The organism is Catenuloplanes japonicus (assembly GCF_000717135.1).
GTDB classification, from domain to species: Bacteria; Actinomycetota; Actinomycetes; order Mycobacteriales; family Micromonosporaceae; genus Catenuloplanes; species Catenuloplanes japonicus.
Window position 1 is genome coordinate 57,498 of the sequence record NZ_JNXY01000010.1, and the last position, 23,103, is coordinate 80,600.

20 protein-coding genes and 1 pseudogene are annotated in these 23,103 nt (G+C 72.0%); 8 read left to right on the plus strand and 13 right to left on the minus strand.

Annotated features, from left to right (window positions below; all coding sequences use genetic code 11):
* Window positions 1-5: 5 nt before the first annotated feature.
* On the plus strand, window positions 6-728 hold the full coding sequence (locus tag OP04_RS17475) for a GntR family transcriptional regulator (RefSeq protein WP_033340777.1): 723 nt from the start codon (window positions 6-8) through the stop codon (window positions 726-728).
* Here OP04_RS17475 and glpX read toward each other — a convergent pair.
* Complete coding sequence (gene glpX, locus OP04_RS17480; RefSeq protein WP_033340778.1) at window positions 705-1,736, minus strand: class II fructose-bisphosphatase; 1,032 nt, start codon at window positions 1,734-1,736, stop codon at window positions 705-707. The genes OP04_RS17475 and glpX overlap by 24 nt on opposite strands.
* Before the next feature lie 175 nt (window positions 1,737-1,911).
* Here glpX and OP04_RS17485 point away from each other — a divergent pair, with 175 nt between their 5' ends.
* Both OP04_RS17485 and OP04_RS17490 read left to right on the plus strand, forming a co-directional pair.
* Window positions 1,912-2,475 carry a DUF4245 domain-containing protein gene (locus OP04_RS17485; RefSeq protein ID WP_198153872.1) on the plus strand — a complete coding sequence of 188 codons (564 nt, stop codon included), beginning with the start codon at window positions 1,912-1,914 and terminating at the stop codon, window positions 2,473-2,475.
* 143 nt (window positions 2,476-2,618) lie between these two features.
* On the plus strand, window positions 2,619-3,434 hold the full coding sequence (locus tag OP04_RS17490; RefSeq protein WP_157239947.1) for a hypothetical protein: 816 nt from the start codon (window positions 2,619-2,621) through the stop codon (window positions 3,432-3,434).
* Window positions 3,435-4,682: 1,248 nt separating this feature from the next.
* Here the strand turns inward: OP04_RS17490 and OP04_RS56455 are convergent.
* The 4 genes and pseudogenes from OP04_RS56455 to OP04_RS17505 form a co-directional block, all read right to left on the minus strand.
* Window positions 4,683-4,814, minus strand: a complete 132-nt coding sequence (locus tag OP04_RS56455) for a hypothetical protein (RefSeq protein WP_269746681.1) — start codon at window positions 4,812-4,814, stop codon at window positions 4,683-4,685.
* Between the two features lie 860 nt (window positions 4,815-5,674).
* Window positions 5,675-5,890 (minus strand): exodeoxyribonuclease VII small subunit, encoded by a 216-nt coding sequence (locus OP04_RS17495; RefSeq protein ID WP_033340780.1) that lies wholly within the window; start codon window positions 5,888-5,890, stop codon window positions 5,675-5,677.
* Between the two features lie 269 nt (window positions 5,891-6,159).
* Window positions 6,160-7,413, minus strand: a pseudogene (gene xseA, locus OP04_RS17500) (exodeoxyribonuclease VII large subunit); the annotation flags it as partial.
* Between the two features lie 40 nt (window positions 7,414-7,453).
* A complete protein-coding gene (locus OP04_RS17505) occupies window positions 7,454-7,954 on the minus strand; it encodes a hypothetical protein (RefSeq protein ID WP_033340781.1) in 501 nt (166 codons plus the stop codon).
* Window positions 7,955-8,045: 91 nt separating this feature from the next.
* Here OP04_RS17505 and OP04_RS17510 point away from each other — a divergent pair, with 91 nt between their 5' ends.
* Complete coding sequence (locus OP04_RS17510) at window positions 8,046-9,029, plus strand: 4-hydroxy-3-methylbut-2-enyl diphosphate reductase (protein ID WP_033340782.1); 984 nt, start codon at window positions 8,046-8,048, stop codon at window positions 9,027-9,029.
* On the opposite strand, the gene rmuC is transcribed toward OP04_RS17510, so the two are convergent.
* Window positions 8,989-10,161 (minus strand): DNA recombination protein RmuC, encoded by a 1,173-nt coding sequence (gene rmuC / locus OP04_RS17515; protein ID WP_033340783.1) that lies wholly within the window; start codon window positions 10,159-10,161, stop codon window positions 8,989-8,991. The genes OP04_RS17510 and rmuC overlap by 41 nt on opposite strands.
* 136 nt (window positions 10,162-10,297) lie before the next feature.
* Between rmuC and OP04_RS54650 the strand changes: the two genes are divergently transcribed.
* The 3 genes from OP04_RS54650 to OP04_RS17530 are packed head-to-tail and all read left to right on the plus strand — an operon-like array spanning window position 10,298 to window position 12,514.
* On the plus strand, window positions 10,298-11,074 hold the full coding sequence (locus tag OP04_RS54650; protein ID WP_033340784.1) for a DUF2076 domain-containing protein: 777 nt from the start codon (window positions 10,298-10,300) through the stop codon (window positions 11,072-11,074).
* 44 nt (window positions 11,075-11,118) lie between these two features.
* On the plus strand, window positions 11,119-11,847 hold the full coding sequence (locus OP04_RS17525; protein WP_198153873.1) for an MOSC domain-containing protein: 729 nt from the start codon (window positions 11,119-11,121) through the stop codon (window positions 11,845-11,847).
* 46 nt (window positions 11,848-11,893) lie between these two features.
* Window positions 11,894-12,514, plus strand: coding sequence for a hypothetical protein (locus OP04_RS17530; RefSeq protein WP_051798181.1), 621 nt, complete (start codon window positions 11,894-11,896; stop codon window positions 12,512-12,514).
* A gap of 21 nt (window positions 12,515-12,535) precedes the next feature.
* Here the strand turns inward: OP04_RS17530 and valS are convergent, their stop codons facing one another.
* From valS to OP04_RS17545, 3 genes are read right to left on the minus strand one after another with little or no spacing between them, the layout of a single operon-like run.
* A complete protein-coding gene (valS, locus tag OP04_RS17535) occupies window positions 12,536-15,067 on the minus strand; it encodes a valine--tRNA ligase (protein ID WP_033340785.1) in 2,532 nt (843 codons plus the stop codon).
* Window positions 15,068-15,108: 41 nt separating this feature from the next.
* Complete coding sequence (locus tag OP04_RS17540; protein WP_033340786.1) at window positions 15,109-15,747, minus strand: hypothetical protein; 639 nt, start codon at window positions 15,745-15,747, stop codon at window positions 15,109-15,111.
* A complete protein-coding gene (locus OP04_RS17545; RefSeq protein ID WP_033340787.1) occupies window positions 15,744-16,253 on the minus strand; it encodes a SigE family RNA polymerase sigma factor in 510 nt (169 codons plus the stop codon). The genes OP04_RS17540 and OP04_RS17545 overlap by 4 nt, the downstream gene beginning before the upstream one ends.
* A gap of 244 nt (window positions 16,254-16,497) precedes the next feature.
* On the opposite strand from OP04_RS17545, the gene OP04_RS17550 reads away from it, so the two are divergent.
* A complete protein-coding gene (locus OP04_RS17550) occupies window positions 16,498-17,127 on the plus strand; it encodes a DUF3152 domain-containing protein (protein ID WP_232323629.1) in 630 nt (209 codons plus the stop codon).
* Here the strand turns inward: OP04_RS17550 and OP04_RS17555 are convergent.
* The 4 genes from OP04_RS17555 to OP04_RS17570 form a co-directional block, all read right to left on the minus strand.
* Window positions 17,124-18,968 carry an ABC transporter ATP-binding protein gene (locus OP04_RS17555; protein ID WP_051798183.1) on the minus strand — a complete coding sequence of 615 codons (1,845 nt, stop codon included), beginning with the start codon at window positions 18,966-18,968 and terminating at the stop codon, window positions 17,124-17,126. The genes OP04_RS17550 and OP04_RS17555 overlap by 4 nt on opposite strands.
* A complete protein-coding gene (locus tag OP04_RS17560; RefSeq protein ID WP_085066542.1) occupies window positions 18,965-20,647 on the minus strand; it encodes an ABC transporter ATP-binding protein in 1,683 nt (560 codons plus the stop codon). The genes OP04_RS17555 and OP04_RS17560 overlap by 4 nt, the downstream gene beginning before the upstream one ends.
* Before the next feature lie 196 nt (window positions 20,648-20,843).
* Complete coding sequence (locus OP04_RS17565; RefSeq protein ID WP_033340790.1) at window positions 20,844-21,350, minus strand: methylated-DNA--[protein]-cysteine S-methyltransferase; 507 nt, start codon at window positions 21,348-21,350, stop codon at window positions 20,844-20,846.
* A 96-nt stretch (window positions 21,351-21,446) separates the two neighbouring features.
* Window positions 21,447-23,051: a DNA-3-methyladenine glycosylase 2 family protein gene (locus OP04_RS17570; protein WP_051798185.1), complete on the minus strand. Its 1,605-nt coding sequence runs from the start codon at window positions 23,049-23,051 to the stop codon at window positions 21,447-21,449.
* Window positions 23,052-23,103: the final 52 nt, after the last annotated feature.

The following is a 23,103-nucleotide window of genomic DNA, read 5'->3' on the forward strand; positions in this document are numbered from 1 at the left end:
ACCGGGTGCCGAAATATGTGACCATCGCCGCCGACCTGGCCGCGAAGATCCGCGCCGGGGAGTACCCGCCCGGGGCCGCGCTGCCGCCGCAACGGGAGCTCAGCGCGGCCTACGGCGTCACGCTCGCCACGCTCCGGCAGGCGCTGGCCCGGCTGGAGTCGGACGGGCTGCTCAGCCAGCAGGCCGGTCGGGGCACGTTCGTGGCGGAGCCGGCCGCGGCGTACCAGCTGGACTCGCTGCGCAGTCTCGCGGACGACCTGCGCGAGCAGGGCCACGTGGTCGGCACCGACCTGATCGGCATCGGGTCGCGCAAGGCGCCGGCCTGGGTCACGGACGCGTTCGGCCTGCCGTCCGGGGACCGGCTGACCCGGATCGAGCGGGTCCGGCTGATCGCCGGCCGGCCCGCCGTGCACCAGGTCTCCTGGGTGCGGGCCGAATATCCGCTGCGGGACGCGGACCTGGCCCGGACCTCGCTCTACCACGCGCTGGCCGAGCAGGGCGTGGTCGTGCACCGCGCCCGCGAGCGGCTGCGGCCGGCGCTGCTGGACGCGCCGGCCGCCGCACTGCTCCGCCAGCCCGCGGGCCAGCCGGTCTTTCTCAGCGACCGCGTCACCTACGGCATCGACGACGCGCCGGTGGTGGCGGACCGGGCGACGATCCTCGGCACGGCCATGGAGATCCGTGCCGAGCGCGCCGCCACCGGCCTATCCCTCCGCTGGCACGTCTAGCGGGATGACCCCGTCGAAGTTGATCGAGGAGTAGTGCGCCAGCTTCTCCAGCCGGTGGAACGAGTCGATGGTCCGGATCGTCCCGCTCTTCGACCGCATCACGATCGACTGGGTGTAGGCGCCACCCGACCGGTACCGCACGCCCTTGAGCAGGTCGCTGGTGGTCACGCCGGTCGCGACGAAGAAGCAGTTGTCGCCGGTGACCAGCTCGTTCGTGGTCAGCACCCGGTCCAGGTCGTGGCCGGCCGCGAGCGCCTTCTCCCGCTCGGCCCCGTCCTGCGGCCACAGCTTCGCCTGGATCTCGCCGCCCATGCACTTCAGCGCGCAGGCCGCGGTGATGCCCTCCGGCGTGCCACCGACGCCCATCAGCACGTCGACCTCGGCGTTCTCCCTCGCGGCCGCGATCGCGCCGGCGATGTCGCCGTCCGAGATGAACCTGATCCGGGCGCCCGCGTCGCGGACCTCCTTGATCAGATCGGCGTGGCGGGGACGGTCCAGGATGCAGACCGTCACGTCGGAGACGCTGCCGCCCTTGACCTTGGCGATGCGGCGCAGGTTCTCCTGCGTGCCGGCCTCGATGTCGATCACGGACGCGTACTCCGGGCCGACCGCGAGCTTCTCCATGTAGAAGACCGCGCTCGGGTCGAACATCGCGCCGCGCTCCGCGACCGCCAGCACCGCGATCGAGCCGGGCATGCCCTTGGCCATCAGCGTGGTGCCGTCGATCGGGTCGACCGCGACGTCCACCTCCGGGCCGGTCTGGTCGCCGACGATCTCGCCGTTGTAGAGCATCGGGGCGTTGTCCTTCTCGCCCTCGCCGATCACCACCACCCCGCGCATCGAGATGGAGTTGATCAGCTTTCGCATGGCGTCGACGGCCGCGCCGTCCCCGCCCTCCTTGTCGCCGCGGCCCACCCACCGGCCTGCGGCCATGGCGGCGGCCTCGGTGACGCGGACCAGCTCTAGGGCCAGGTTGCGGTCGAGATCCTGCGGAATGTTGGCGGTCATGCGGCCTCCTCGCTACGTTGCGGAGTAGGTCGGTCGCCTTACGCTGAGCGCGGGCGTCTTTCCCCGATCCTGGCACGTGATTCCGGGTTGGTGATAGGGGACGGGCCAGTGGCGTCGGTCGCGCCCGGGTGTGCCGGATGCCACCTCACCGCCCCGATCAGTCAGGATGGGGTACGTGGACGACACCTCCTCACCCGCGCCTTCTTCCGCTACCGCTCCCGCGCCCGTCGCACGGCACGAGCGGAACTGGAAGGACATGGTGATGTCGCTGCTGGCCATCATGGTGCCGGTGGCGCTGATGGTCGGTTTCTACTACTTCGTGCTGGACGGCGGGAAACCGGTCTCGATCGACATCTCGCCCGCGATCGCGTCCGCGCGCGCGTCCGGCGCGTTCCCGGTCCTGGAGCCGACCGGCCTGGGCGAGGACTGGCGGCCGACCAGCGCCCAGTTCCGCACGGCCGACGGCGGGAAGACGCTGCGCATCGGCTACGTCAGCCCGGCCGGCGCCTCCGTCCTGCTGATCGAGAGCACGGTCACGACGGAGACGCTGCTCCCGGCCGAGCTCACCACCAGCGCCCGCCCCATCTCGTCGGTGACGGTCGACGGGCGGCAGTGGCAGTCCTACTCCGCGCGGGACAACGAGACCGCGCTCGTCCAGCTCGCCCCGGAACGCACCGTGATCATCGTCGGCACCGGTGAGCCGGACGACCTGCGCGTGCTGGCCGACAGCCTCGGATAAATCGCGAAGAACTGTCGCACCTGTCGGGTACGTTCTCCCACAGCTTTCCTTGATCGTTCTCCGAGCGGTCATCGAGGAGGCTTCCCTCGTGGTGCGACCGTTCCGGTCGGCCATCCCTGCGCTCCGCTGGTGGACATTCTTTGATGCCTAAGTCAGTCACCGTCCTGGCCGCCGCCTTGACGGTCATGCTCGCCGGGTGCGCCGGCCCCGCCGTTCTTCCCGGCGGTGCCGGTCCCGCGCCGGCCGCGTCTTCCGCGCCCGCGCCCGATCCGAAGGCCGCGTTCGCGTCCGCGTTCAGCACGATGAACACGGGCACGTTCGCCTACACCGTCGCCTTCGACCAGAGCATGAGCGGCCGGGTGCTCGTCGACAACGACACCAAGTCCGTCCACGCCACCGTCACGATCTCCGCCGAGGGCTCGTCGATGACGGTCGAGACGTACCAGGCCGGCGAGTTCCTCTACATGAAGATGGACATGAGCGCCGTCTTCAACGAGCTCGGCGCCGGCGCCCCCGTGCCGGAGGGCCTCGACGGCAAGAAGTGGCTGCGCCTCGACCCGTCCCGCTCCGAGGAACTGGCCGGCAGCCTCGACCAGGTCGCGATCGACCCCGAGCTGGTCGAGCGCAGCATCCTCACGATCCAGCAGCCGTCCGCGCACACGTTCAACGGCACGCTCGACCTGACCCGGATGACGCCGGCCCGCTTCGGCAAACTCACCGAGTCCCCGGAGGAGAAGGCCGCCCGCGAGGCCGCGAAGAACGTGCCGTTCCACGCCGAGACCGACAGCGAGGGCCGCATCGTCAGCTTCCTCGTCAAGGTCGAGGCCGCGGGCGAGACGTCGACCATGGACATGCGCTTCCTGGACTGGGGCACCGCCCAGCTCCCGCCGGTTCCGGGCCCGGGGTCCTACATCGACGCACCCGACGCGTTCTACAGCATGGGCAGCGTCACCACGTAGCACCCGCCCGACGTGTCGTATGCCGTCCGCTGCCACGGGCGGCATACCCACTTCAAGATCCAGTTCATTTCCCGCTTCCGGCGTGGTCCGGCAGCGTTGCTCCCGCGGGCACCGGTCGTCGCTGGCGCTCCTCCCTGCCGGTGCCGCCGCTGGTCACCGAAAACCCGCCCGGCCGTTCACGGCCTGCGGCACGTGTTGCGGGCTTGTTCCTCGTGCGAGGGCTCGGTCGGTCCGGCTGTTTTCTGCCGTTTTCCGGGCATTCCAGCGCGGCCTGGCGGTGCGGCCTGGCGGTGCGGCCTGGCGGGGGTGATCCGGATCTTGAGCTTTTGGCGTTGAGGTCTGGGCCCGTTGTGATCATCCTCCCCCGAACCCGAACCCGAACCCGAACCCGAACCCGCACCCGAACCCGCACCCGAACCCGCACCCGCACCCGCACCCGAACCCGAACCCGAACCCGGAGCAGCCGGGCGCTGGCGCGCCCGAAATTTCGTGTTATTGGTTGCGTTGGGTGGTCTGGGTGCTGTTTTTGCCTCCGGCGGGCCTCCGGCGGGAGCCTCCGACACCGGGGCAGCGGAAAGGCCATTTCAACTGCCCCACCCCACATCCCGGGTGGCTGGGTTTCGCGCGGGCCTGTCTGCCCCGTATGCCATCGACCCGGGACAAGCCGAGCAGATCATCGGCAGGGCCGCCAGCTGTGGTCTGTCGTGCGGCGGCTGTTCTGTTCTCGCGTTTGGGTGGGCACTTTCCGCTGTTCAGGTGCGGTCCGTGGGTGGTTCGGTTTTGAGGGTTCCGTAGGGCGGGTCGGTGCCGGTCGGCGTCGTGGTCGGGTTCAGGCTTGCGTTGGGCGGGCTGCCTGCGGTGCGTTGGTGGCGGCCCTGCCGATGATCTGCACCCCTGCGGGCGGGTCGACGGCATACGGGGCAGCCAGGCGGTCACCACTGTGGGTGCTTGCGCATAAAGACAAAGACGCCGTCCGCAGGCGGGCATCAAGACTGTCCTGGATCCTTACGTCTCTGGTGGTCATTACTGACCCTTTGGCGTCGAGGTCTGGACCCACCGTGATCAAGCGGGCACTCCGTGCCCGAAATTTCGTGAAATAGCAGCCTGTAGGTTCGGCGCATCCTCGCTCGAAGTCGGAAGCTGACCGGAAATAGGCACCGCCGCGGACCACGGTCGAAGGATTTTCGCGCCCGCGAGGCGTCACCCGAAGGTGCCGGATGGGCTCAGTGAAGGTGCCGCCGCAGACACCTACTGCCGAACCGCGTCGACCTCGGCCACCGCGTCCGGCGTGCTCCCGGCGGCGGTCGCCCGTCCCGCGACCGCGGTGAAGTGGTCCGCGGACTGCGCGACCAGGGCGCACCCCGCGCGGGCGACCGCCATAGCCGAAAGGATCATTGGGTGCCGCAAAAACCAGGTCAACTCGGCCTGTTGACCTGGTTTTTGCGGCACCCAATGATCCTTTCGGCCGGGCGTCGACGCGGTGCGGGGGTCCAGGCTGGCCGCAGGGGCGCTCTACACCCGAAATTTCATGAAATAGCGGCGGCGAGGCCGGCCATCTCGCGACCTCGATAGCGCCGGCCAGTAGTGAGACGGCCAGTAGTGATACGGCCGGTATTGAGACGGCCAATCAGGACCCGGAGGCGGCCGCTGAGCCCGGCGGCGGCCTCCGCGCACATTGCGCCCGAAATTTCGGCATATTGTCGAGCGGGAGGGGGCGGGTGGAGATCGTTGTTGAGCTCACTGTCTTTTCCGGTGGGTTGTAAGAGCAGTGAGCGCACCAGCGATCTTGCACGGACCACGCGAGCGGTGCAGGTCACCGACCTCGGCCGGCTATCTCATGAAATTTCGGGCGCGGTGCTGGACCCTGCGGAGCGCGCGTGATCGTGCCGGGCTGAAATCTGACGGCGAAAGGTCAGTATTCGGCCCGGGAAAAGGGGCACCAGAGTCGCAATGATCTTGGATTCCGGATATTGGAATGATGTTCTCGGGATGTGGATGGCGCCATGCTTTCGCGCGCGGCTAGCCTCCGGGCGGCGTGGCCGATGTGCCTGCTCCCGGCGAGCCTGCTTCTTCCGGGGGTGATTCCGCCGTGGGGTTTGGGTGACCAGCCACGGATCTGAGGCCGCGGGAGCGCGCGGACCGCAACCACCCGCAGAGTGGGAAAGAGAAGGTCTTCGGCTTTTCAGGCGGCGGCGCGGCGCCTGGGCCGGGGGACTCAGGCGCGGGCCGGCGTGCGTGGGTTACTGGGAGCGGGCCTCGCGGGCGGCGTCGAGTTTGGCGCGGGCGCCGTCGAGCCAGCGCTGGCAGACCGCGGCCAGTTCCTCGCCGCGTTCCCAGAGGGCGAGGGATTCCTCCAGGGAGGTGCCGCCGGCCTCCAGCCGTTCGACGACGCGGCCCAGCTCCTCGCGTGCCTGCTCGTAGCTCAGCTTCGGCTGGGTCTTCTGGTCCGTCGTCATGCACTGTCCTTCCGGGACTTCGCGGTCTTGGCCCGTTCCCGCTTCGGGGTGGTCTCGTCGACGGCGGGGGCGGTGTCGTCGGTGTTCTTCTCGCGGTCGGCAGCGGTACGGGCGGCCGGCGTCTTGTGCGGAGCCCGGGTTCTCGGCGCGGAAGTGCCGCCGTCGGGGACGGCGTCGCTGTGGTCCTCGGTGTCTCCGCCGGTCTCGGGTATGACCGCGGCCTCCGGCGCGACCTGGGACCGGCCGGGGGCGGAATCGGCGTCGGGGGTGACGACGGCGGGGAGGGTGCCGGAGGCGAGGCGGATGCGCAGGGGGGTGCCGGGGGTGGCGTCGGAGTCGGCGCGGACCACGTGGTCGTCGGAGGTGCGCTGGACGATGGCGTAGCCGCGCTGGAGCGTGGCGGCGGGGGAGAGCGCGCGCAGCCGGGCCAGCGTGTGGGACAGCTCGTTGGCGGCGGTGCCGAGGCGGTGGCCGAGCGTGCGCTCGGCCCGGTCGCGGAGTGAGATCACGTCGGAGGCGCGCTGGTCGATCATGACGTGCGGCCGGGCCATCACCGGACGGGAGCGCCACGCCTCGATGCGCTGGGACTCGCGGTCCAGGCGGTTGGTCACGGCGCGGTCCAGGCGGTGCCGGGCCAGGGAGATCAGGCGCTGCTCCTCGGCCAGGTCGGGGACCAGGCGTTTTGCGGCGTCGGTGGGGGTGGAGGCGCGGACGTCGGCCACGTAGTCGAGCAATGGCGTGTCCTCCTCGTGGCCGATCGCGCTGACCACGGGGGTGCGGCAGGCGAACACGGCACGGCACAGTGCCTCGTCGGAGAACGGCAGCAGATCCTCCACGCTGCCGCCGCCGCGCGCGATCACGATGACGTCGGTGCCGGGATCCTCGTCGAGGATCTTGAGTGCGTCGAGGATCTGCGGCACGGCGGACAGGCCCTGGGTGGCCACGTTGATCACCCGGAAGTCGACGCCGGGCCAGCGGCGGCGCGTGTTGGTCAGCACGTCCCGCTCGGCGGCGGAGGCACGGCCGGTGATCAGGCCGACCCGCTGCGGCAGGAACGGCAGGCGGCGTTTGCGGTCGCGGGCGAACAGGCCCTCCGCGCCGAGCAGCCGCTTCAGCTTTTCCAGCCGGGCCAGCAGCTCGCCCAGCCCGACCTGCCGGATCTCGTCGGCCCGGAGGCTCAGCGTGCCGCGGGCCGGGTAGAACTCCGGCTTCGCGTGCAGCACCACGCGCGCGCCCTCGGACAGGTCGGGTGCGCCGACCGCGAGCACCTCGTGGCTGGTCGTCACCGTGAGGCTCAGCTCGGCGGCGGGGTCGCGGAGCGTGATGAAGACCGTGCCGGCGCCGGGGCGGCGGCTGATCTGCGCCACCTGGCCGTCGACCCAGACCCAGCCGAGCTTGGCGATCCAGGCGCTGACCTTCTGGCTGACGACGCGGACCGGCCACGGCTCGTCCGCGGTGCTGGCGCCGGGCGTGCCGGTGCGTGGCGCGGTGCCGGTCGTGGGTGGTGGCCCGGTCTGTGTCACCCCCACACCCTAGAACCACCCACCGACATTCTTTCCGGGCCTACGACCTGGCGAGCCGGACCAGTGCCGTGACCAGCACCGCCACCGCGAGCCCGCAGTACCCCCAGAAGAGCAGGTCCGCGAGCGCGTAGCCCCAGTCCGGCCGCCACGGCTGCGCGGCCAGTGCGGCTCTGGCCTCCGCGACGGACGCGCCGGCGCCGGTCTTGTGCATGGCGTGCAGCGGGTAGCCGCGGCGCAGCGTGTAGGAGAAGGCCGCCAGTGAGCCCTGGTCCCGTACCCACAGCGAAAGACCGGTGCCGGCGAGCCCGCCGAGCACGAAGCCGGCCCAGGTCCGCGCGGTCAGCATCGACCAGCGGGACGCGTTGAGCAGCAGCGCGCCGCCGGCCAGGTATCCGGTGGCCAGGACCATGACGCGGGAGCTGGCCAGCGTGGTGGTGGCCATGAGGAGCAGCCAGACCGCGGCCAGCATGCTGAGCAGGGCGAGGCTGCGGCGGAGCGCGATCGGCACGGCGCTGCCCAGCTCGGCAAGTTTGTCCGGCATGTGGCTATTTTGTGCCTGAACGGGAGCGGGATGGGGGAGAACGTGTGCGGTCGGTCGCACGATCACGGGGGCGGCGCGCGGGGTGCGTACCATGGCGGTTGTGAGCGAGACGAGCCGTAAGCGGGTCCTGCTGGCCAAGCCGCGTGGCTACTGCGCGGGCGTGGATCGGGCGGTGCAGACCGTCGAAGAGTCGCTGAGACTGTATGGCGCGCCGATCTACGTGCGGAAGCAGATCGTGCACAACAAACACGTGGTCACGTCGCTGGAGGCCAAGGGCGCGATCTTCGTGGAGGAGAACGAGGAGGTGCCCGAGGGCGCCACCGTCATCTTCTCCGCGCACGGCGTGGCGCCGACCGTCCACGAGTCCGCGAAGGCGCGGAATCTGCGGGCCATCGACGCGACCTGCCCGCTGGTGACGAAGGTGCACCACGAGGCGCGCCGGTTCGCGGCCGAGGACTACGACATCCTGCTCATCGGGCACGAGGGCCACGAAGAGGTCATCGGTACGGCCGGTGAGGCGCCCGCACACGTCCAGCTGGTCGACGGGCCGGACGGCGTCGACAAGATCACCGTCCGCGACCCGGAGAAGGTCGTCTGGCTCTCCCAGACCACGCTCTCCGTCGACGAGACGATGGAGACCGTGGCGCGGCTGAAGACGAAGCTGCCGCTGCTGGTCTCGCCGCCGAGCGACGACATCTGCTACGCCACGTCGAACCGGCAGCACGTGGTCAAGGAGATCGCGCCGGACTGCGACGTGGTGATCGTGGTCGGCTCCACCAACTCGTCGAACTCGGTGCGTCTGGTCGAGGTGGCGCTGCAGTACGGCGCCCGCGCCGGCCACCTGGTCGACTTCGCGCACGAGATCAAGGACGAGTGGCTGGAGGGCGCGGCCACGGTCGGACTGACCTCCGGCGCCAGCGTGCCGGACGACCTGGTCATGGACGTGCTGACGTTCCTGGCCGCGCGCGGCTTCACCGACGTGGAGGAGATCCTCACGGCGGAGGAGCGGCTGACGTTCTCGCTGCCGCAGGAGCTCAAGCGGGATATGAAGAAGGCCGCGGCTCTTCGGCAATAGGGAGCAGCTCCGGCGCCTGCGGCTGACGCGGCGCCACCTCCAGCTGCGCGGGTGTCTCCAGCGGTGATCCGGAGACACCCAGGTCGGCCAGCTTCCGCGCGCTGACCAGCACGCGTGACTCCAGGGAGCCCACCGCCCGGTTGTACGCGGTGACCGCGCCGCCCAGCGAGGCGCCCAGCTTCCCCACGTGGTCGCCGAGCGTGGACAGCCGCCCGTAGAGCTCACGCGCGATCCCGTGCACCACGGTCGCGTTCCTGGTCAGCTCCGAGTGCCGCCAGCCGTGCGCGATCGTGCGCAGCAGCGCCATCAGCGTCGCCGGCGTGGCCAGCACCACGTTCCGGGCGAACGCGTGCTCCAGCAGCATCGGGTCGCGCTGCAGCGCCGCGTCCAGGAAAGGGTCGGCCGGCATGAAGAGCACCACGAAGTCCGGGGTGTCGTCGAACGCGGTCCAGTACGACTTCGCGGCCAGCGCGTCGACGTGTCCGCGCAGGTGGCGGGCGTGTGCGTCCAGGTGGGTGTCGCGGGTGCGTTCGTCCCGGGCCTCCATCGCGGACAGGTAGCCCTCGAACGGCGCCTTCGCGTCCACCACCACGGTACGGCCGCCGTGCAGCCGCACGACCAGGTCCGGCCGGACCACGCCGTCGTCGGTCGAGGCGGTGACCTGCTCCGCGAAGTCGCAGTGCTCCAGCATCCCGGCCGCCTCGACCACGCGGCGCAGCTGGTGCTCGCCCCACCGGCCCCGCACCTGAGGGGCCCGCAGCGCCGCGACCAGCTGTTTCGTCTCGGTTTGCAGCCCGCCCGCGACCGCGTTCATGGCCCGGACCTGTTCGCGCAGCTCCGCGTAGGCGTCGACGCGGTCGTGCTCCAGCTCGGCGACGCGTTGTTCGTACCGGCGCAGCGCGTCGTGCAGCGGCGCGACCGCGCGGGCCACCGCCTCCTGAGACTGCGCGGTGGACTCGAACGACAGCGCGCGCAGCGACGCCTCCAGCCGTTGCTCGCCGTCGCGGGTGGCCTCGAGCGTCGCCTCCAGCCGGGCCAGGTCGGCAGCGGCCCGGGAGCGGGCCAGCAACCAGCCGAGCGCGCCGCCCGTGCCGAGACAGACGATCACCACGACCACCGTCGAGAGCTCCATTTCACCGAGGATGCCCCAGCACGGGCCGATCAACGCGTACCGCCACGGCCCTAACCCGAAAAGTCGTCGGTTTCCAGCAGATTCACAGCCCCCGTGACCTGAGCGGGCGATGGGTAGCAGCGCTACCGTTCACCCCATGGAGTACGTGCTGATACTCGCGCTGGTCCTCATGATCGGCGGGTTCCTCTTCTACTGGCGCACCGCGACCGCGACCCGCAAGGAGCGCGAGCTGGGCGACGCCCGCGCGGACGCGCAGCGGTGGTACGAGCGGCTCGGCGGCCAGGTGATGAACCTGCACGGTGACGAGCCCGCGGCCCGGCAGGCGCTGGCGGACGCGTCCGAGCGCTACAACGCGGCCGGCGGGCAGCTGGACCAGGCGAAGAGCACCCGGCAGTTCGAGCTGGCCCGGGAGACCGCGCTGGAGGGCCTGGCCTACATCCGGGCCGCGCGGGTGGCGATGGGCCTGGACCCGGGGCCGGACGTGCCGCAGCTCGCGGCCGCGCGCGGCGCCGGGACGCTGACCAAGGACCGCGAGGTCAGCGTGCAGGGCCAGACGTTCAAGGCGGGCCCGCACTCCGGTCCCCAGACGCCGTACTACTACCCGGGCGGCCGGGTGAACGGCCGGCCGGTGCCCCAGGGGTGGTACTCGCAGCCGGTCTGGAAGACCGCGCTCGCGACCGGCGCCGGCGTGGTCGGCGGCATGCTGATCTTCGACGCGCTGTTCTCGCCCGCGTTCGCGGACCCGGGCATGGGCGGCTTCGACGAGGGCTACGCGGACGGTTACCAGGAGGGCCTGGAGGACGGCGGCGGCTTCGACGACGGCGGCGGCGACTACGGAGGCGGCGGGGATTACGGCGGCGGAGACTTCGGTGGAGGGGACTTCGGCGGCGGCGACTTCGGGGGTGACTTCTAGGCGCGCCGGTTGACACCGAAACCCCGGCTCGACAGGGTGGGGCGGTGACGCACGGTATCGAGGTCGGCCGGGTGGCCGCGCTCTGGCGCTACCCGGTCAAGTCGATGGCCGCCGAGCAGCTGGAACAGGCGGATCTGTCCTGGTACGGCCTGGCCGGCGACCGCCGCTGGGCGTTCGTGCGGGACCTGCCGCCGCGCAACGGCTTCCCGTGGCTGACCATTCGCGAGAAGCCGGACCTGCTGCACTACCGCCCGTGGCTGGCCGAGCCGGACCGGCCGGACGCGTCACCGGTGCTGGTCACCACGCCGTCCGGCGAGAAGCTGGACATCGCCGACCCCGCGCTCGCGGCGGAGCTGGGCGACGGCGTGCGCGTCATGAAGCTGGACCGGGGCCTGTTCGACTCCGCGCCGCTGAGCGTGCTGAGCACGCAGTCGGTGGACGGCCTGTCCCGCCTGCTCGGCGACGCGGAGGTGGACCCGCTGCGCTTCCGGCCGAACATCCTGATCGAGGCCGTGGACACCGCGCCCGCGTTCCCGGAGGAGGCGTGGATCGGCGCGACGCTCACGGTCGGCGGCGCCCGCCTGCACCTGGACCGCCGCGACAAACGCTGCATGATCGTGAACGTGGATCCGGTGACCGCGCGCCGCGACCCCGGCATCCTCCGCGCGATCGCCCGCCGGCGGGAGGTGTGCTTCGGCGTCTATGCCTCGCCGGTCGCGCCCGGCCCGGTCGCGGTCGGCGACCCGGTGGTGTTGACCTCCGCGGAGAGGTAGTGCTAGCCGGATGGTTCCACCCGGCGTGACTTGGCAGAGTCGGGGTGTGAACACCTCGGAGATGCCGCCCGCCCGGTACGTCGCCGCGCTGACCCTCGGCGTCGCGCTCGTCGCCGTCATGGTGTCCAACCTGGTCTGGGACACCGGCCGCCCCTGGGCGAACGGCATCATGATCCCGGCCGCACTGATCGTCACGGCCGGCACCGTGGTGATGACGCGCGGCCGCGCCTACTCGTCGCTCGGCTACCTGATCCTCTGCGCCGGCCTGCTCACCATGACGGTCGGCGTGCTGCTGGTCGCGAAGCGGATGACCTGGGGCTGGCCGCTGATGGTCACGCTGCCCTGCCTCGCGGTGGCCGGCACGTTCCTCTGGGCGCCGGCGCACCCGGTCGCCCGCGCGCTGCACCGGACCGTGGCCGGCGGCGCGCTGATCGGCGCGACCGTGGGCCCGGTGTTCTTCCTCCGGCGCGCGGACCTGTTCGACTGGCCGCAGCACTGGTGGGCGCTGTTCATGATCGCGGCCGGCGCCGTGGTGCTGGGCAACGCGCTGGAGCTGACCCGCCACCGGATCAACTACCGCTTTCAGGGTGCGACGCTGCTTGCCGGGCCCGCGCTGCTCACCATGCTGCTGGGTTACCGGTTCCTGACCGGGGCGCTGCCGCTGTGACCGGCGCCCCGGCCGGGACCGTCAGAAAGCACAGGCGATGACCAGTCCGGGAGTACGGTCCGGGAGCCGGTCGAGCTTCGCGATGTGCGCGGCCGACCGCAGGTCCGCCTCGACCAGCGCGAGCCGGTCCAGCACGTCCGCCGGGCCGAGCGCCTCGGCCAGCGGGACCTCCGCCTTCATGGACAGCTTCCGCTCCGACTTCGCGCGCCGGACCTGGGCCAGCGCCTCGCCGGCCAGGGTGAGCAGCGACGGGTCGCCGTCCAGGGACAGCTCGTGCACGGTGGGCCAGGTCGCCCGGTGCACGGAGCCGTACCGCCACCAGGACCAGGCCTCGGCGGTCGCGAACGGCAGGAACGGCGCGAACAGCCGCAGCTGCACCTCGAGCGCGGTGGCCAGCGCGGCCCGTGCGGAGACCGCGGCCGGCCCCTCGCCGTACGCGCGCTCCTTCACCAGCTCGATGTAGTCGTCGCAGAACGTCCAGAAGAACGTCTCCGTCGCCTGCAGCGCGCCGGTGTGGTCGTAGGCGGCCAGCGCGTCCGTCGCGGTGCGGACCACGCCGGACAGTGCGGCCAGCATCGCCCGGTCCAGCGGCTCGGTCGGCGCGGTGCGCAGCGCGTCGGCCGCGCCCAGCCCGAGCACGAACTTGGACGCGTTGAGGACCTTCGTCGCCAGCCGCCGCCCGACCTTGATCTGGCCCGGGTCGAACGCCAGGTCGGTGCCGGGCCGCCCGCTGGCCGCCCAGTACCGCACCGCGTCCGAGCCGTGCTGCTCCAGCAGCGCGATCGGCGTGACGACGTTCCCCTTGGACTTGGACATCTTCTTGCGGTCCGGGTCCAGGATCCAGCCGGACAGCACGGTGTCCTTCCAGGGCAGCACGCCGTGTTCCAGGTGCGCGCGGACGACCGAGGAGAACAGCCAGGTGCGGATGATCTCCTGGCCCTGCGGGCGCAGGTCCATCGGGAAGACGCGGGCGAAGAGGTCCTCGTCGCGCATCCATCCGCCGACGATCTGCGGCGTCAGCGACGAGGTCGCCCAGGTGTCCATGACGTCCGGGTCCGCGATGAACCCGCCGGCGCGTCCACGGTGAACTTCGACAAAGCCGGGCGGACACTCGGAAGAGGGATCAATCGGTAACGAGGCCTCGTCCGGTGTGAGAGGGTTGTCGTAATCCGGCTCGCCAGCGCTGTCGAGCCGGTACCAGACGGGAACGGGCACGCCGAAGAACCGCTGACGGCTGATCAGCCAGTCCCCGGTGAGGCCGCCCACCCAGTGCTCGTACCGGTGGTGCATGTGGGCCGGAACCCAGTTCAGCTCCCGTCCGCGTGCCAGCAGTTCCTCGCGCAGGCCGGTGTCCCGGCCGCCGTTGCGGATGTACCACTGCCGGGTCGCGACGATCTCCAGCGGTGACTCGCCGTTCTCGTAGAACTTGACCGGGTGCGTGATCGGCCGCGGCTCGCCGATCAGGTCGCCGGACTCGGTCAGCAGCCGGACGATCTCCCGCCGGGCCGCGTTCACGGTCAGGCCGCCGAGCTGCTCGTACGCCGGGTGGTCGACCGCGCCGGGCAGCAGCCGGCCGTCCCGTCCGATCACGACCCGCGTGTCCAGCTGCAGCTCACGCCACCAGGTGACGTCCGTCAGGTCGCCGAACGTGCAGACCATCGCGATGCCGGTCCCCTTGTCCGGCGCGGCCAGCGGGTGCGCGTGGACCGGGACCTCGACGTCGAAGATCGGCGTCCGGACCGTACCCCCGACGAGGTGTTGATATCGCTCGTCAGACGGGTGGCAGACCAGCGCGACGCAGGCCGGCAACAGCTCCGGCCGAGTCGTGTCGATCTCGACGCCGCCGGAGAAGCGCAGCCGGTGGTACGCCCCGGGCCGCTCGCGGTCCTCCAGTTCGGCCTGCGCGACCGCGGTCCGGAAGCCCACGTCCCAGAGCGTCGGCGCGTCCGTCGAATACGCCTCACCGCGCCGCAGATTGCGCAGGAACGCGCGCTGCGACGCGGCCCGCGCGGCCTCGCCGATCGTGGTGTAGGTCAGCGACCAGTCGACGGACAGCCCGAGCCGCCGCCACAGCGTCTCGAACTCCTGCTCGTCCTCCGCGGTCAGCGACGCGCACAGCGCGACGAAGTTACGCCGGGAGACGGAGACCGGGTTCTTCCGGGCCTCCGCCGAGATCGGTCGGACCGGCGCCTGCCAGGCCGGGTCGTAGGGGAGCGCCGGGTCGCAGCGGACGCCGAACACGTTCTGGACGCGCCGCTCCGTGGGCAGGCCGTTGTCGTCCCAGCCCATCGGGTAGAAGACGGTCTTGCCGCGCATGCGCTGGAACCGCGCGGTCGTGTCCGTGTGCGTGTACGAGAAGACGTGTCCCATGTGCAGCTCGCCGGATACGGTCGGCGGAGGGGTGTCGATGGCGTACACGTCGGCGCGGTCCTTCGACCGGTCGAACGCGTACGTGCCCTCCTCCTGCCAGCGGCGCGACCAGGTGTCCTCGAGCCCGTCCAGCGTCGGACGCTCGGGGACACCGGCGCGCGTGAAACGCTCCGTGTCCGTCATGCGCCCAGCCTACGGCCGCCCGGCCGGACGGCCCCACCGGATTACGGCACCTCGGTGCCCAGTGGACGGCCGGCCGCGTCGAACGCGCGCAAGCGCTCCGCCGTCGTCGCCGGTGCCGCGAACCAGAAGACCATCACGTCAGGGTCGCCGCTCCACGTCTGCAGCGTGGCCTCGCTCGGCACGCCGTCCAGATCGGCCGTGATCCGCCACGCGCGGCCCACGTGGTAGCCGAAGACCAGCTCCTCCTCGCCCGGCACCGTGAACAGGTGGAATCCGGGCTCGCGGTCCGGCAGGCCCGGATCGTGCGCCTCGGCCGTGGCCTGCACCACGACGGTCTCGCCCATCGCCCAGCCGGCCACCAGCCGGAGCCGGCCGTCGTCGTCGTCGTCGCGTTCGACCATGAAGACCCGGCCGTCCTCGCCGCCGGTCCGGATCATGTCGTCCGCCGGCGCGGGCTCGGTGGTGGTCTGCGAGGCGATCGGCGGCGGCGTGTCAGTCCGGTAGAGCATCGGGACCGTGACGCCGGCGATCAGCACCGCCGCGGCGGTGCCCGCGACCGCCAGCCGGCGACGCCAGCGCAGCCGCCGCCCGTCCCGCATCACCGCGCCCAGGTCGACCGCGCCGATCTGCCCGCCGAGCGGCTCGTGCAGCTCCCGGCGCACGTCGGTCCAGTCCCTCACCGCAACTCTCCTCCCAGCACCGGCTCGCCGATCCTCGACCGTAGCTTCTGCAACGCGCGCGAGTTCATGCTCTTCACCGCGCCGACCGTGATACCCAGCTCGTCCGCGACCACGGTCTCGGTCAGATCGAAATAGTGCCGGAGCACCACCACCGTGCGTTCCCGCGGGGTGAGCAGCGCCAGCGCGTCGGTCAGCCAGCGCCGGCGGGTCACGTCCTCGGCCACGTCCACGCCGGAGGAGCCCGGCGGCTCGGGCAGCTCCTCGGTGGCGTACTCGCGGATCGGCCGGCGCCAGCCGTCGCGCACGTGGTTGACCAGCACCGCACGGGCGTACGCGTACGGGTCCTGCCGGCGGATCCGGCGCCACGAGGCGTACACACGGACCAGTGCGGTCTGCGCCGCGTCCTCGGCCCGATGCCGGTCGCCGGTGAGCAGGAACGCCGCGTGCAACAGCCGGCCCGACGCGGCCGCCGCGAAATCGGCGAACTCCTGGTCGCTCCGCCCCACTGAACACCTCCCTGTCGCCAGGCCACGACGAGCGGGCCCGGGAAAAGGTTGCCGGCGCGGGTCACCAACTTTTCCGTCCGGCCGACCGTAGTCCGTCCAGCACAACAAATGATGGACAGGAGCACCTCAGGTGTGGAGAAAAATGCTGGTCACGGCGTTCTGTGCGGCCTCGGTGACCGGCTGTGCGCAGCCTGTCCCGGTGGTCGCCCCGCGCGCGCCGGCGAGCGCCCCACAGGAGAGCCCCGTGCCGATTCCGGCGCTGTCCGAGCCGGCCCCGCCGATCACGTTCCCGGCCGACGGCAACCGGCGGTGGCGGGTCGCGCCCGCGGAGACCGGGACCGCGGGCCGGTCCGGCACACTGCTGCGCTACCGGGCCGTGGTCGAGGAGGGCATCGAGGGCGTCACGCCGGCCGAGTTCGCGGACGAGGTCACCGGCGTGCTCTCCGACGACCGCAGCTGGATCACCGGCGGGCAGTGGCGGCTGCACCGCGCCGGGCCGGGCGAGCGGTACGACTTCACCGTCTACCTCGCCACGCCCGGCACCCGGGACGTGCTCTGCGCGATGGGCACGGACCGCTACACGTCCTGCCGCAACGGCGACAGCGTGGTGCTGAACGTGGCCCGGTGGACCGACGGCGTGCCGCACTGGCGTGAGCCGCTGGCCGAGTACCGGGCGTACCTGGTCAACCACGAGGTCGGGCACCGGCTCCACCAGGGCCACGAGCTGTGCCCGGAGGCCGGCGGGCCCGCGCCGGTCATGCAGCAGCAGTCGCTCGGCCTGCACGGATGCACGCCGAACGGGTGGCCGTACCCGAACGGCCGCGATCGTCTCGGCGGTCCCTCGGGCGCCTACGACGACCCCTTGCCGGCCTAGATCAGGGAGTCGCGCCACTGCTGGTGCAGCGTGGCGTACCGGCCACCGGAGTGGATCAGCGCGGCCGGCGGGCCGTCCTCGACCACCCGGCCCTCGTCCAGCACCAGCACCCGGTCCGCGATCTCCACGGTGGAGAGCCGGTGCGCGATGACCAGCGCGGTCCGGTCCGCGAGGATCGTCCGCAGCGCGCGCTGGACCAGCCGCTCGCTCGGCACGTCCAGCGACGACGTGGCCTCGTCCAGGATCAGCACGGCCGGGTCCGCGAGGAACGCGCGGGCGAACGCGACCAGCTGCCGCTGCCCGGCGGAGAGCCGGCCGCCGCGTCTGTGCACGTCGGTGTCGTACCCGTCGGGGAGCCCGGAGATGAAGTCGTCCGCGCCGATCGTGGCCGCGGCCGCGCGCACCTCCTCGTCCGTGGCGTCCGGCCGGCCGAAGCGGATGTTGTCCGCGACCGTGCCGGAGAAGATGTGGTTCTCCTGCGTGACCATGACGACCGCGCGGCGCAGCTGGGCGTCCGTGAGGTCCCGCAGGTCGACGCCGTCCAGCCGGACCGTGCCGGACGTCGGGTCGTAGAAGCGGCCGACCAGCTTCGCGATCGTGGACTTGCCCGCGCCGGTCGCGCCGACCAGCGCCACGGTCTGCCCGCCCGCGATGTCCACGTCCAGCGCGGGCAGCACCACCTTCCCCGGCCGGTACGCGAACTCCACGTCCCGCAGCGCGACCCGGCCGGCCGGACGCCCGGCCGGCATCGGGTAGGCGCGCTCCGGCTCCGGCACCGCGGGCTTCTCGTCCAGCACGGCCGCCAGCTTCTCCAGCGCCGCGGTCGCGGACTGCAGCGCGTTGTAGAACTGGCTCAGCTCCTGCATCGGCTCGAAGAACCGGCGCAGGTAGAGCAGGAACGCGGCCAGCACGCCCAGCTCGATGTGCCCGCGCATCACCTGCCAGCCGCCGTAGGTCAGTACCACCGCGATCGTCACGTTGCCGATCAGCTTGATCGCGGGCGAGTAGATCGCGATCAGCCGGTACGCATGCAGCGTGGCCCGCCGGTTGTCGTCGTTGATCCCGGCGAAGATCTCCTGGTTGCGCGGCTCGCGGCGGAACGCGTGCACGGCCCGGATACCGCCCAGCGACTCGCCGAACCAGACGATCAGCAGCGCCACCGCCTCGCGCCCCCGCCGGTAGGCCAGCGACGACGCGTGCGCGAACCACCGCGACAGCAGCAGCAGGAACGGGAAGGACAACAGGGTCACCAGCGCCAGCGGTACGTCCAGCCAGAGCAGGATCCCGGCCACCGAGATCACCGAGAACCCGGCCAGGACCAGGTCGTTGATGCCGCCGTCGAACAGCTCCGCGATCGAGTCCATGTCGCTGGTCAGTCGCGCCACCATCCGGCCCGAGGTGTAGCGCTCGTGAAAGCCGACGCTGAGCCGCTGGAACGTGTCGTAGACGCGCTGCCGCAGCGCGAACAGCACGGACTGGCCGATCCGCGCGGAGAGCAGCAGGAAACCGCGCTTCGTGGCGTACTCGGTGATCGCGGCGACCAGGAACACCGCGCCGAGCGTCAGCAGCAGCGCCGGGTCCCCGCGCTCGGCCAGCGGCGTGATGCCCCGGTCGATGATCAGCATGACCAGGAACGGGCCGGCCATGCCCGCGGCGTTCTGCAGCAGCAGCAACGCGACCGCGACGCCGAGCATCCGCCGGTGCGGGTGCAGCATCCGGCCCAGCAGGAGGCGGCTCCGGGTGCGCAGTCGCAGCAGCGCCCGCGCGTCCGTCACCTCGGCCGCGGCCCGTTCCGCGTCCTCCTCGACGGCCCGGCCGCGCCACGTCTTGTCGGCGGTCATGATCCCTGCGCCGGGGCGGTCTCGGCGGCCAGCACCGCGCGGTAGGCCGGCATGGTCGCCATCAGGTCGGAGTGGGTGCCGACCGCGGCGATCCGCCCGCCCTCGATCAGCGCCACCCGGTCGGCCAGCGCGATCGTGGACGGCCGGTGCACCACGATCAGCGCGGTCGTGCCCTTCAGCACCCGGGCCAGCGCCTCGTCGACCAGCGCCTCGGTGTGCACGTCCAGCGCGGAGAGCGGGTCGTCGAGCACCAGCACGCGCGGGCGGGCGAGCACGGCGCGGGCCAGCGCGAGTCGTTGCCGCTGCCCGCCGGAGAGCGACAGGCCCTGCTCGCCGACCCGGGTGTCCAGGCCCCAGGGCAGGTCGTACACGTACCCGGCCTGTGCGACCGCGAGCGCCTCCGCGATCTGCGCGTCGGTGGCGCCGGGCGCGCCGAGCGTGATGTTCTCCCGCACCGACATGGAGAACAGCACCGGATCCTCGAACGCCACGCCGACCAGCCCGCGCAGGCAGTCCAGCCGGATGTCGCGCAGGTCGGTGCCGTCCAGCGTGATGTGGCCGGACGTCGCGTCGTAGAGCCGGGGGACCAGCGAGACCAGCGAGGTCTTGCCGGAGCCGGTCAGGCCGACGATCGCCAGCGTCTCGCCGGGCCGCACCTCCAGGTCCACGCCGCGCAGCACCTCCTGGGTGGTGCCCGGGTAGCGGAAGTGCACGTCGTGAAAGACGATCCGGCCGGGGCCGGGCTCCACCACCCGCGCGTACGGCCGGTCCTGGACCGCGGGGGCGGTGTCCATCACCTCGTAGACCCGGTCCGCCGCGGTCATCGACTCCTGCCCGTTCGCGATGATCCAGCCGAGCGACTCGATCGGCCAGACCAGGAGCAGTTGCAGCGACGCGAACGCGACCAGCCGTCCGATGGTCAGCTGGCCGTCCGCGACCGCGATCGAGCCGGCCACCAGCACCACGGCCAGCGTCAGGTTCGGCACCAGGTCGAACTTGGCGGAGGCCCGGGAGAGCAGCGCGGCCTTGTCGACCGCGATGTCCCGCAGCTCGCCGATCTCCGCCGCGAACCGGCCGGCCATGAACCGCCCGCGCCCGTACGACCGGATGGTGCGCAGCCCGAGCGCGGTCTCCTCGGCCAGCGTGGCCACGTCGCCCTGCTGCTCCTGCAGCGCGCGCGAGCACTGCAGGTAGCTCTGCGCGAACTGCCGGGCGAAGATGAACAGCGGCACCGCGCTGGCGGCCGCGACCAGGCCGAGCGGCCAGTAGAGCCGGATCAGCATCGCTATCACCGTCACGTAGGTGATCGTGTTGACCACCAGGTAGATCAGCCCGAACGACAGGAACCGCCGGATCACGCCGAGATCGCTGGTGGCCCGGGAGAGCAACTGGCCGGACTGCCACCGATCGTGGAACGAGACCGGCAGTTTCTGCAGGTGGGCATAGAGGTCGTCGCGGATCGCCGCCTCCAGCCCGACCGCGGCCGCCGCGTGCGTCCATCGCCGGATGAAGATCAGCAGGGCTTCGACCACGCCGAAGAACAGCGCCAACGCGCCGAGCATCAGCAGCCCACGCGTGTCGCCCCGCACGACAGGCCCGTCCACGACCCGCTGCACCACGAGCGGGACCGCCAGGCTCGCGCCTGTTCCCCCCAGACCGGTGAGCAACAACCAGAGCATCTGCCATCGGTACGGGCGGAGATAGCGCCTAATTCGCCATAAATTTCGTGCTGGTTGGCGGCGCGGGCCGCCACTTACAGTCCAGTGGCGATCACGCTGCACACAGTGACGGTAGCAACTGCGTCGATATCTATCTCGGTGAGAAGTGGCTCATTGCCGACTCATCCACGACCGTCGTGATCCATCGACCCGCGTCTCAGGCTTGGGCCTCGTGATCCAGCAGCCAGCGCTTCACCTCCAGACCCCACCGGTAGCCGCCCAGCCCGCCGTCGACGCGCAGCACCCGGTGACACGGCACGAAGAAGGCCACCGCGTTCTTCGCGCAGGCCGCCGCGGCTGCCCGGGTCGCCGCCGGGCGTCCGGACAGCGCCGCGAAGTCCGTGTAGGTCACGGGCCGGCCGGGCTTGATGTCGCGCATCACCACCCACGCGTGCGCCATGAACAGGCCGCCGGTGTGCTGCCGCACCGGCACGTCGTCGATCGCTGTCAGATCTCCGTCCAGATAGGCGCGCACCTTCGCGGTGATCTCGCCCAGGTCCGCGCGCTCGCGCAGCTCGCCGTCGCGCAGGCTCGGGTGGATCAGCGCCACCAGGCCCGGCACGTCGCCGGTGAAGCCGGCCGCGCGCACCCGCCCGTCCGGCCCGGTCACGATCGTCAGCGGCCCGGCCGGCGTCGGCAGGCTCGCATGATCCATCGTCGTCATCTCTCGTCTCCTCGAACGTCGGGGGCATCGCTGTGGTCATGACCGGGAAGGTCGCCGCCGGGGAGGCCGTGAACAGGCGGCTCGCGGCGGAGAAGATCATGGCCGGAAGGCCGTGGCCGGTGGGGACCCGGCGGGCACGGACGCGGCCGCGCGCCAGAGCCGGATCAGCGCGTAGGAGCGCCAGGGCCGCCACCGCTCCGCGTGCGCGGCCAGCGTGGCGGGCGTGTGCGGCAGGCCGAGCGCCTTCGCGCCCTTGCGCACCACGAGGTCGGTCGGAAGCAGCACGTCCGGATCGCCGAGCGCGCGCAACGCCACGTAGCCCGCGGTCCACGGCCCGATCCCGGGCAGCGCGGTCAGCTGCGCGGTGATCTCCTCCCGGTCCGCGCCCGGGTCCAGCGTCAGGCCGTTCACCATGGCGCGGGCCAGCGCCCGCAGCGTCTCCCGCCGCGCCCCCGGCATCCCGAACGCCTCGTCCGGCAGCTCCAGCAACCCCTCCGGCGCCGGGAACGGCATGAGCCCGACGGCCGGTCCACCGGCGAGCGGGCCAGGAGCGGCCGGCTCGCCCGCACCGCCACCCTCTTCGTCGGCCGCCCCGCGCCCGGCCGGGTCCTCGACAGGAGGGTCCGCGACCGCACGCCGATCAGCCGCGGCCCGGACCAGGCGGCTCAGCACGGCACGGGCCGAGGCCACCGAGACCTGCTGGCCGACGACCGCGCGCACCGCCATCTCGAAGCCGTCGACCGCGCGCGGGACCCGCACACCCGGCTCGTCCGCGACCGACCCGGCGAGCGCCGCATCGGCGTCGAGCGTGTCGTCGATCGCATCCGGGTCCGCGTCCAGGTCGAGCAGGCGCCGGCAGCGGGCCACGGCCGGGGCCACGTCGCGCATGTCCGCGACCCGCAGCACCGCGGCCACGAAACCGTCCCGCGGCGTCAGCGCGACCGTGGCCGGCCCGTGCGGCAGCGACAGCGCCCGCCGATAGGTCACCTCGTCCGCCTCCTCGACGCCCGGGATCGCGCGGGCGGCCAGGAAGCCGAGCAGCGCGGACACGTGCAGCGGCGCCCGGTAGGCCAGCCGCAGGTGCACCACGCCCGGCCCCTCGGCCACGGGCGGGCCGGGCAGCAGCCAGCCGGCGGACTGCCGGCGCATCTCGCGCAGCTGCGACGGGCTGGCGCCGAACACCTGCTGGATCGTCACGTTGAACTGCCGGATGCTGCCGAAACCGGCCGCGAACGCGATCTCCGCCAGGCTCAGCCCGGTCGTCTCGATCAGGATGCGCGCGGTCTGCGCCCGTTGCGCGCGGGCCAGCGCCAGCGGCCCGGCGCCCACCTCGGCCGCGAGCATGCGGTGCAGGTGGCGCTCCGTGTAGCCGAGGCGGCGGGCCAGGCCGGGCACGCCCTCACGGTCGACCACGCCGTCACCGATCAGCCGCATGGCGCGGCCCACGGCGTCGGCCCGCGCATCCCAGTCCGGCGAGCCGGGCGCGGCGTCCGGCCGGCAGCGGCGGCAGGCCCGGAAGCCGCCGCGCTGGGCGGCGGCCGCGGACGGGTAGAAACGCACGTTCTCCCGCCGGGGGGTGGTGGCCGGGCAGGACGGCCGGCAGTAGATGCCGGTCGAGGTGACGGCCGTGAAGAACCACCCGTCGAACCGCTGGTCGCGGCTGTCCACGGCGCGGTAGCAGCGTTCGAAGTCCAGATCCACGCCGTCGATCCTGCCCCCGCCGACCGGCCCGTGGCTCGCGGGTTTCGGACAT

Bases quoted from the DNA above. Each gene is read 5' to 3' on its own strand.
- glpX (WP_033340778.1), bottom strand. From the start codon at position 1,736: ATGACCGCCAACATTCCGCAGGATCTCGACCGCAACCTGGCCCTAGAG.
- OP04_RS56455 (WP_269746681.1), bottom strand. From the start codon at position 4,814: ATGGCGGTCGCCCGCGCGGGGTGCGCCCTGGTCGCGCAGTCCGCGGAC.
- rmuC (WP_033340783.1), bottom strand. From the start codon at position 10,161: ATGGAGCTCTCGACGGTGGTCGTGGTGATCGTCTGTCTCGGCACGGGC.
- valS (WP_033340785.1), bottom strand. From the start codon at position 15,067: ATGACGGACACGGAGCGTTTCACGCGCGCCGGTGTCCCCGAGCGTCCG.
- OP04_RS17560 (WP_085066542.1), bottom strand. From the start codon at position 20,647: ATGCTCTGGTTGTTGCTCACCGGTCTGGGGGGAACAGGCGCGAGCCTG.
- OP04_RS17505 (WP_033340781.1), bottom strand. From the start codon at position 7,954: ATGCCGGACAAACTTGCCGAGCTGGGCAGCGCCGTGCCGATCGCGCTC.
- OP04_RS17565 (WP_033340790.1), bottom strand. From the start codon at position 21,350: ATGACGACGATGGATCATGCGAGCCTGCCGACGCCGGCCGGGCCGCTG.
- OP04_RS54650 (WP_033340784.1), top strand. From the start codon at position 10,298: ATGGAGTACGTGCTGATACTCGCGCTGGTCCTCATGATCGGCGGGTTC.
- OP04_RS17510 (WP_033340782.1), top strand. From the start codon at position 8,046: ATGGCGGTTGTGAGCGAGACGAGCCGTAAGCGGGTCCTGCTGGCCAAG.
- OP04_RS17495 (WP_033340780.1), bottom strand. From the start codon at position 5,890: ATGACGACGGACCAGAAGACCCAGCCGAAGCTGAGCTACGAGCAGGCA.
- OP04_RS17490 (WP_157239947.1), top strand. From the start codon at position 2,619: ATGCCTAAGTCAGTCACCGTCCTGGCCGCCGCCTTGACGGTCATGCTC.
- OP04_RS17555 (WP_051798183.1), bottom strand. From the start codon at position 18,968: ATGACCGCCGACAAGACGTGGCGCGGCCGGGCCGTCGAGGAGGACGCG.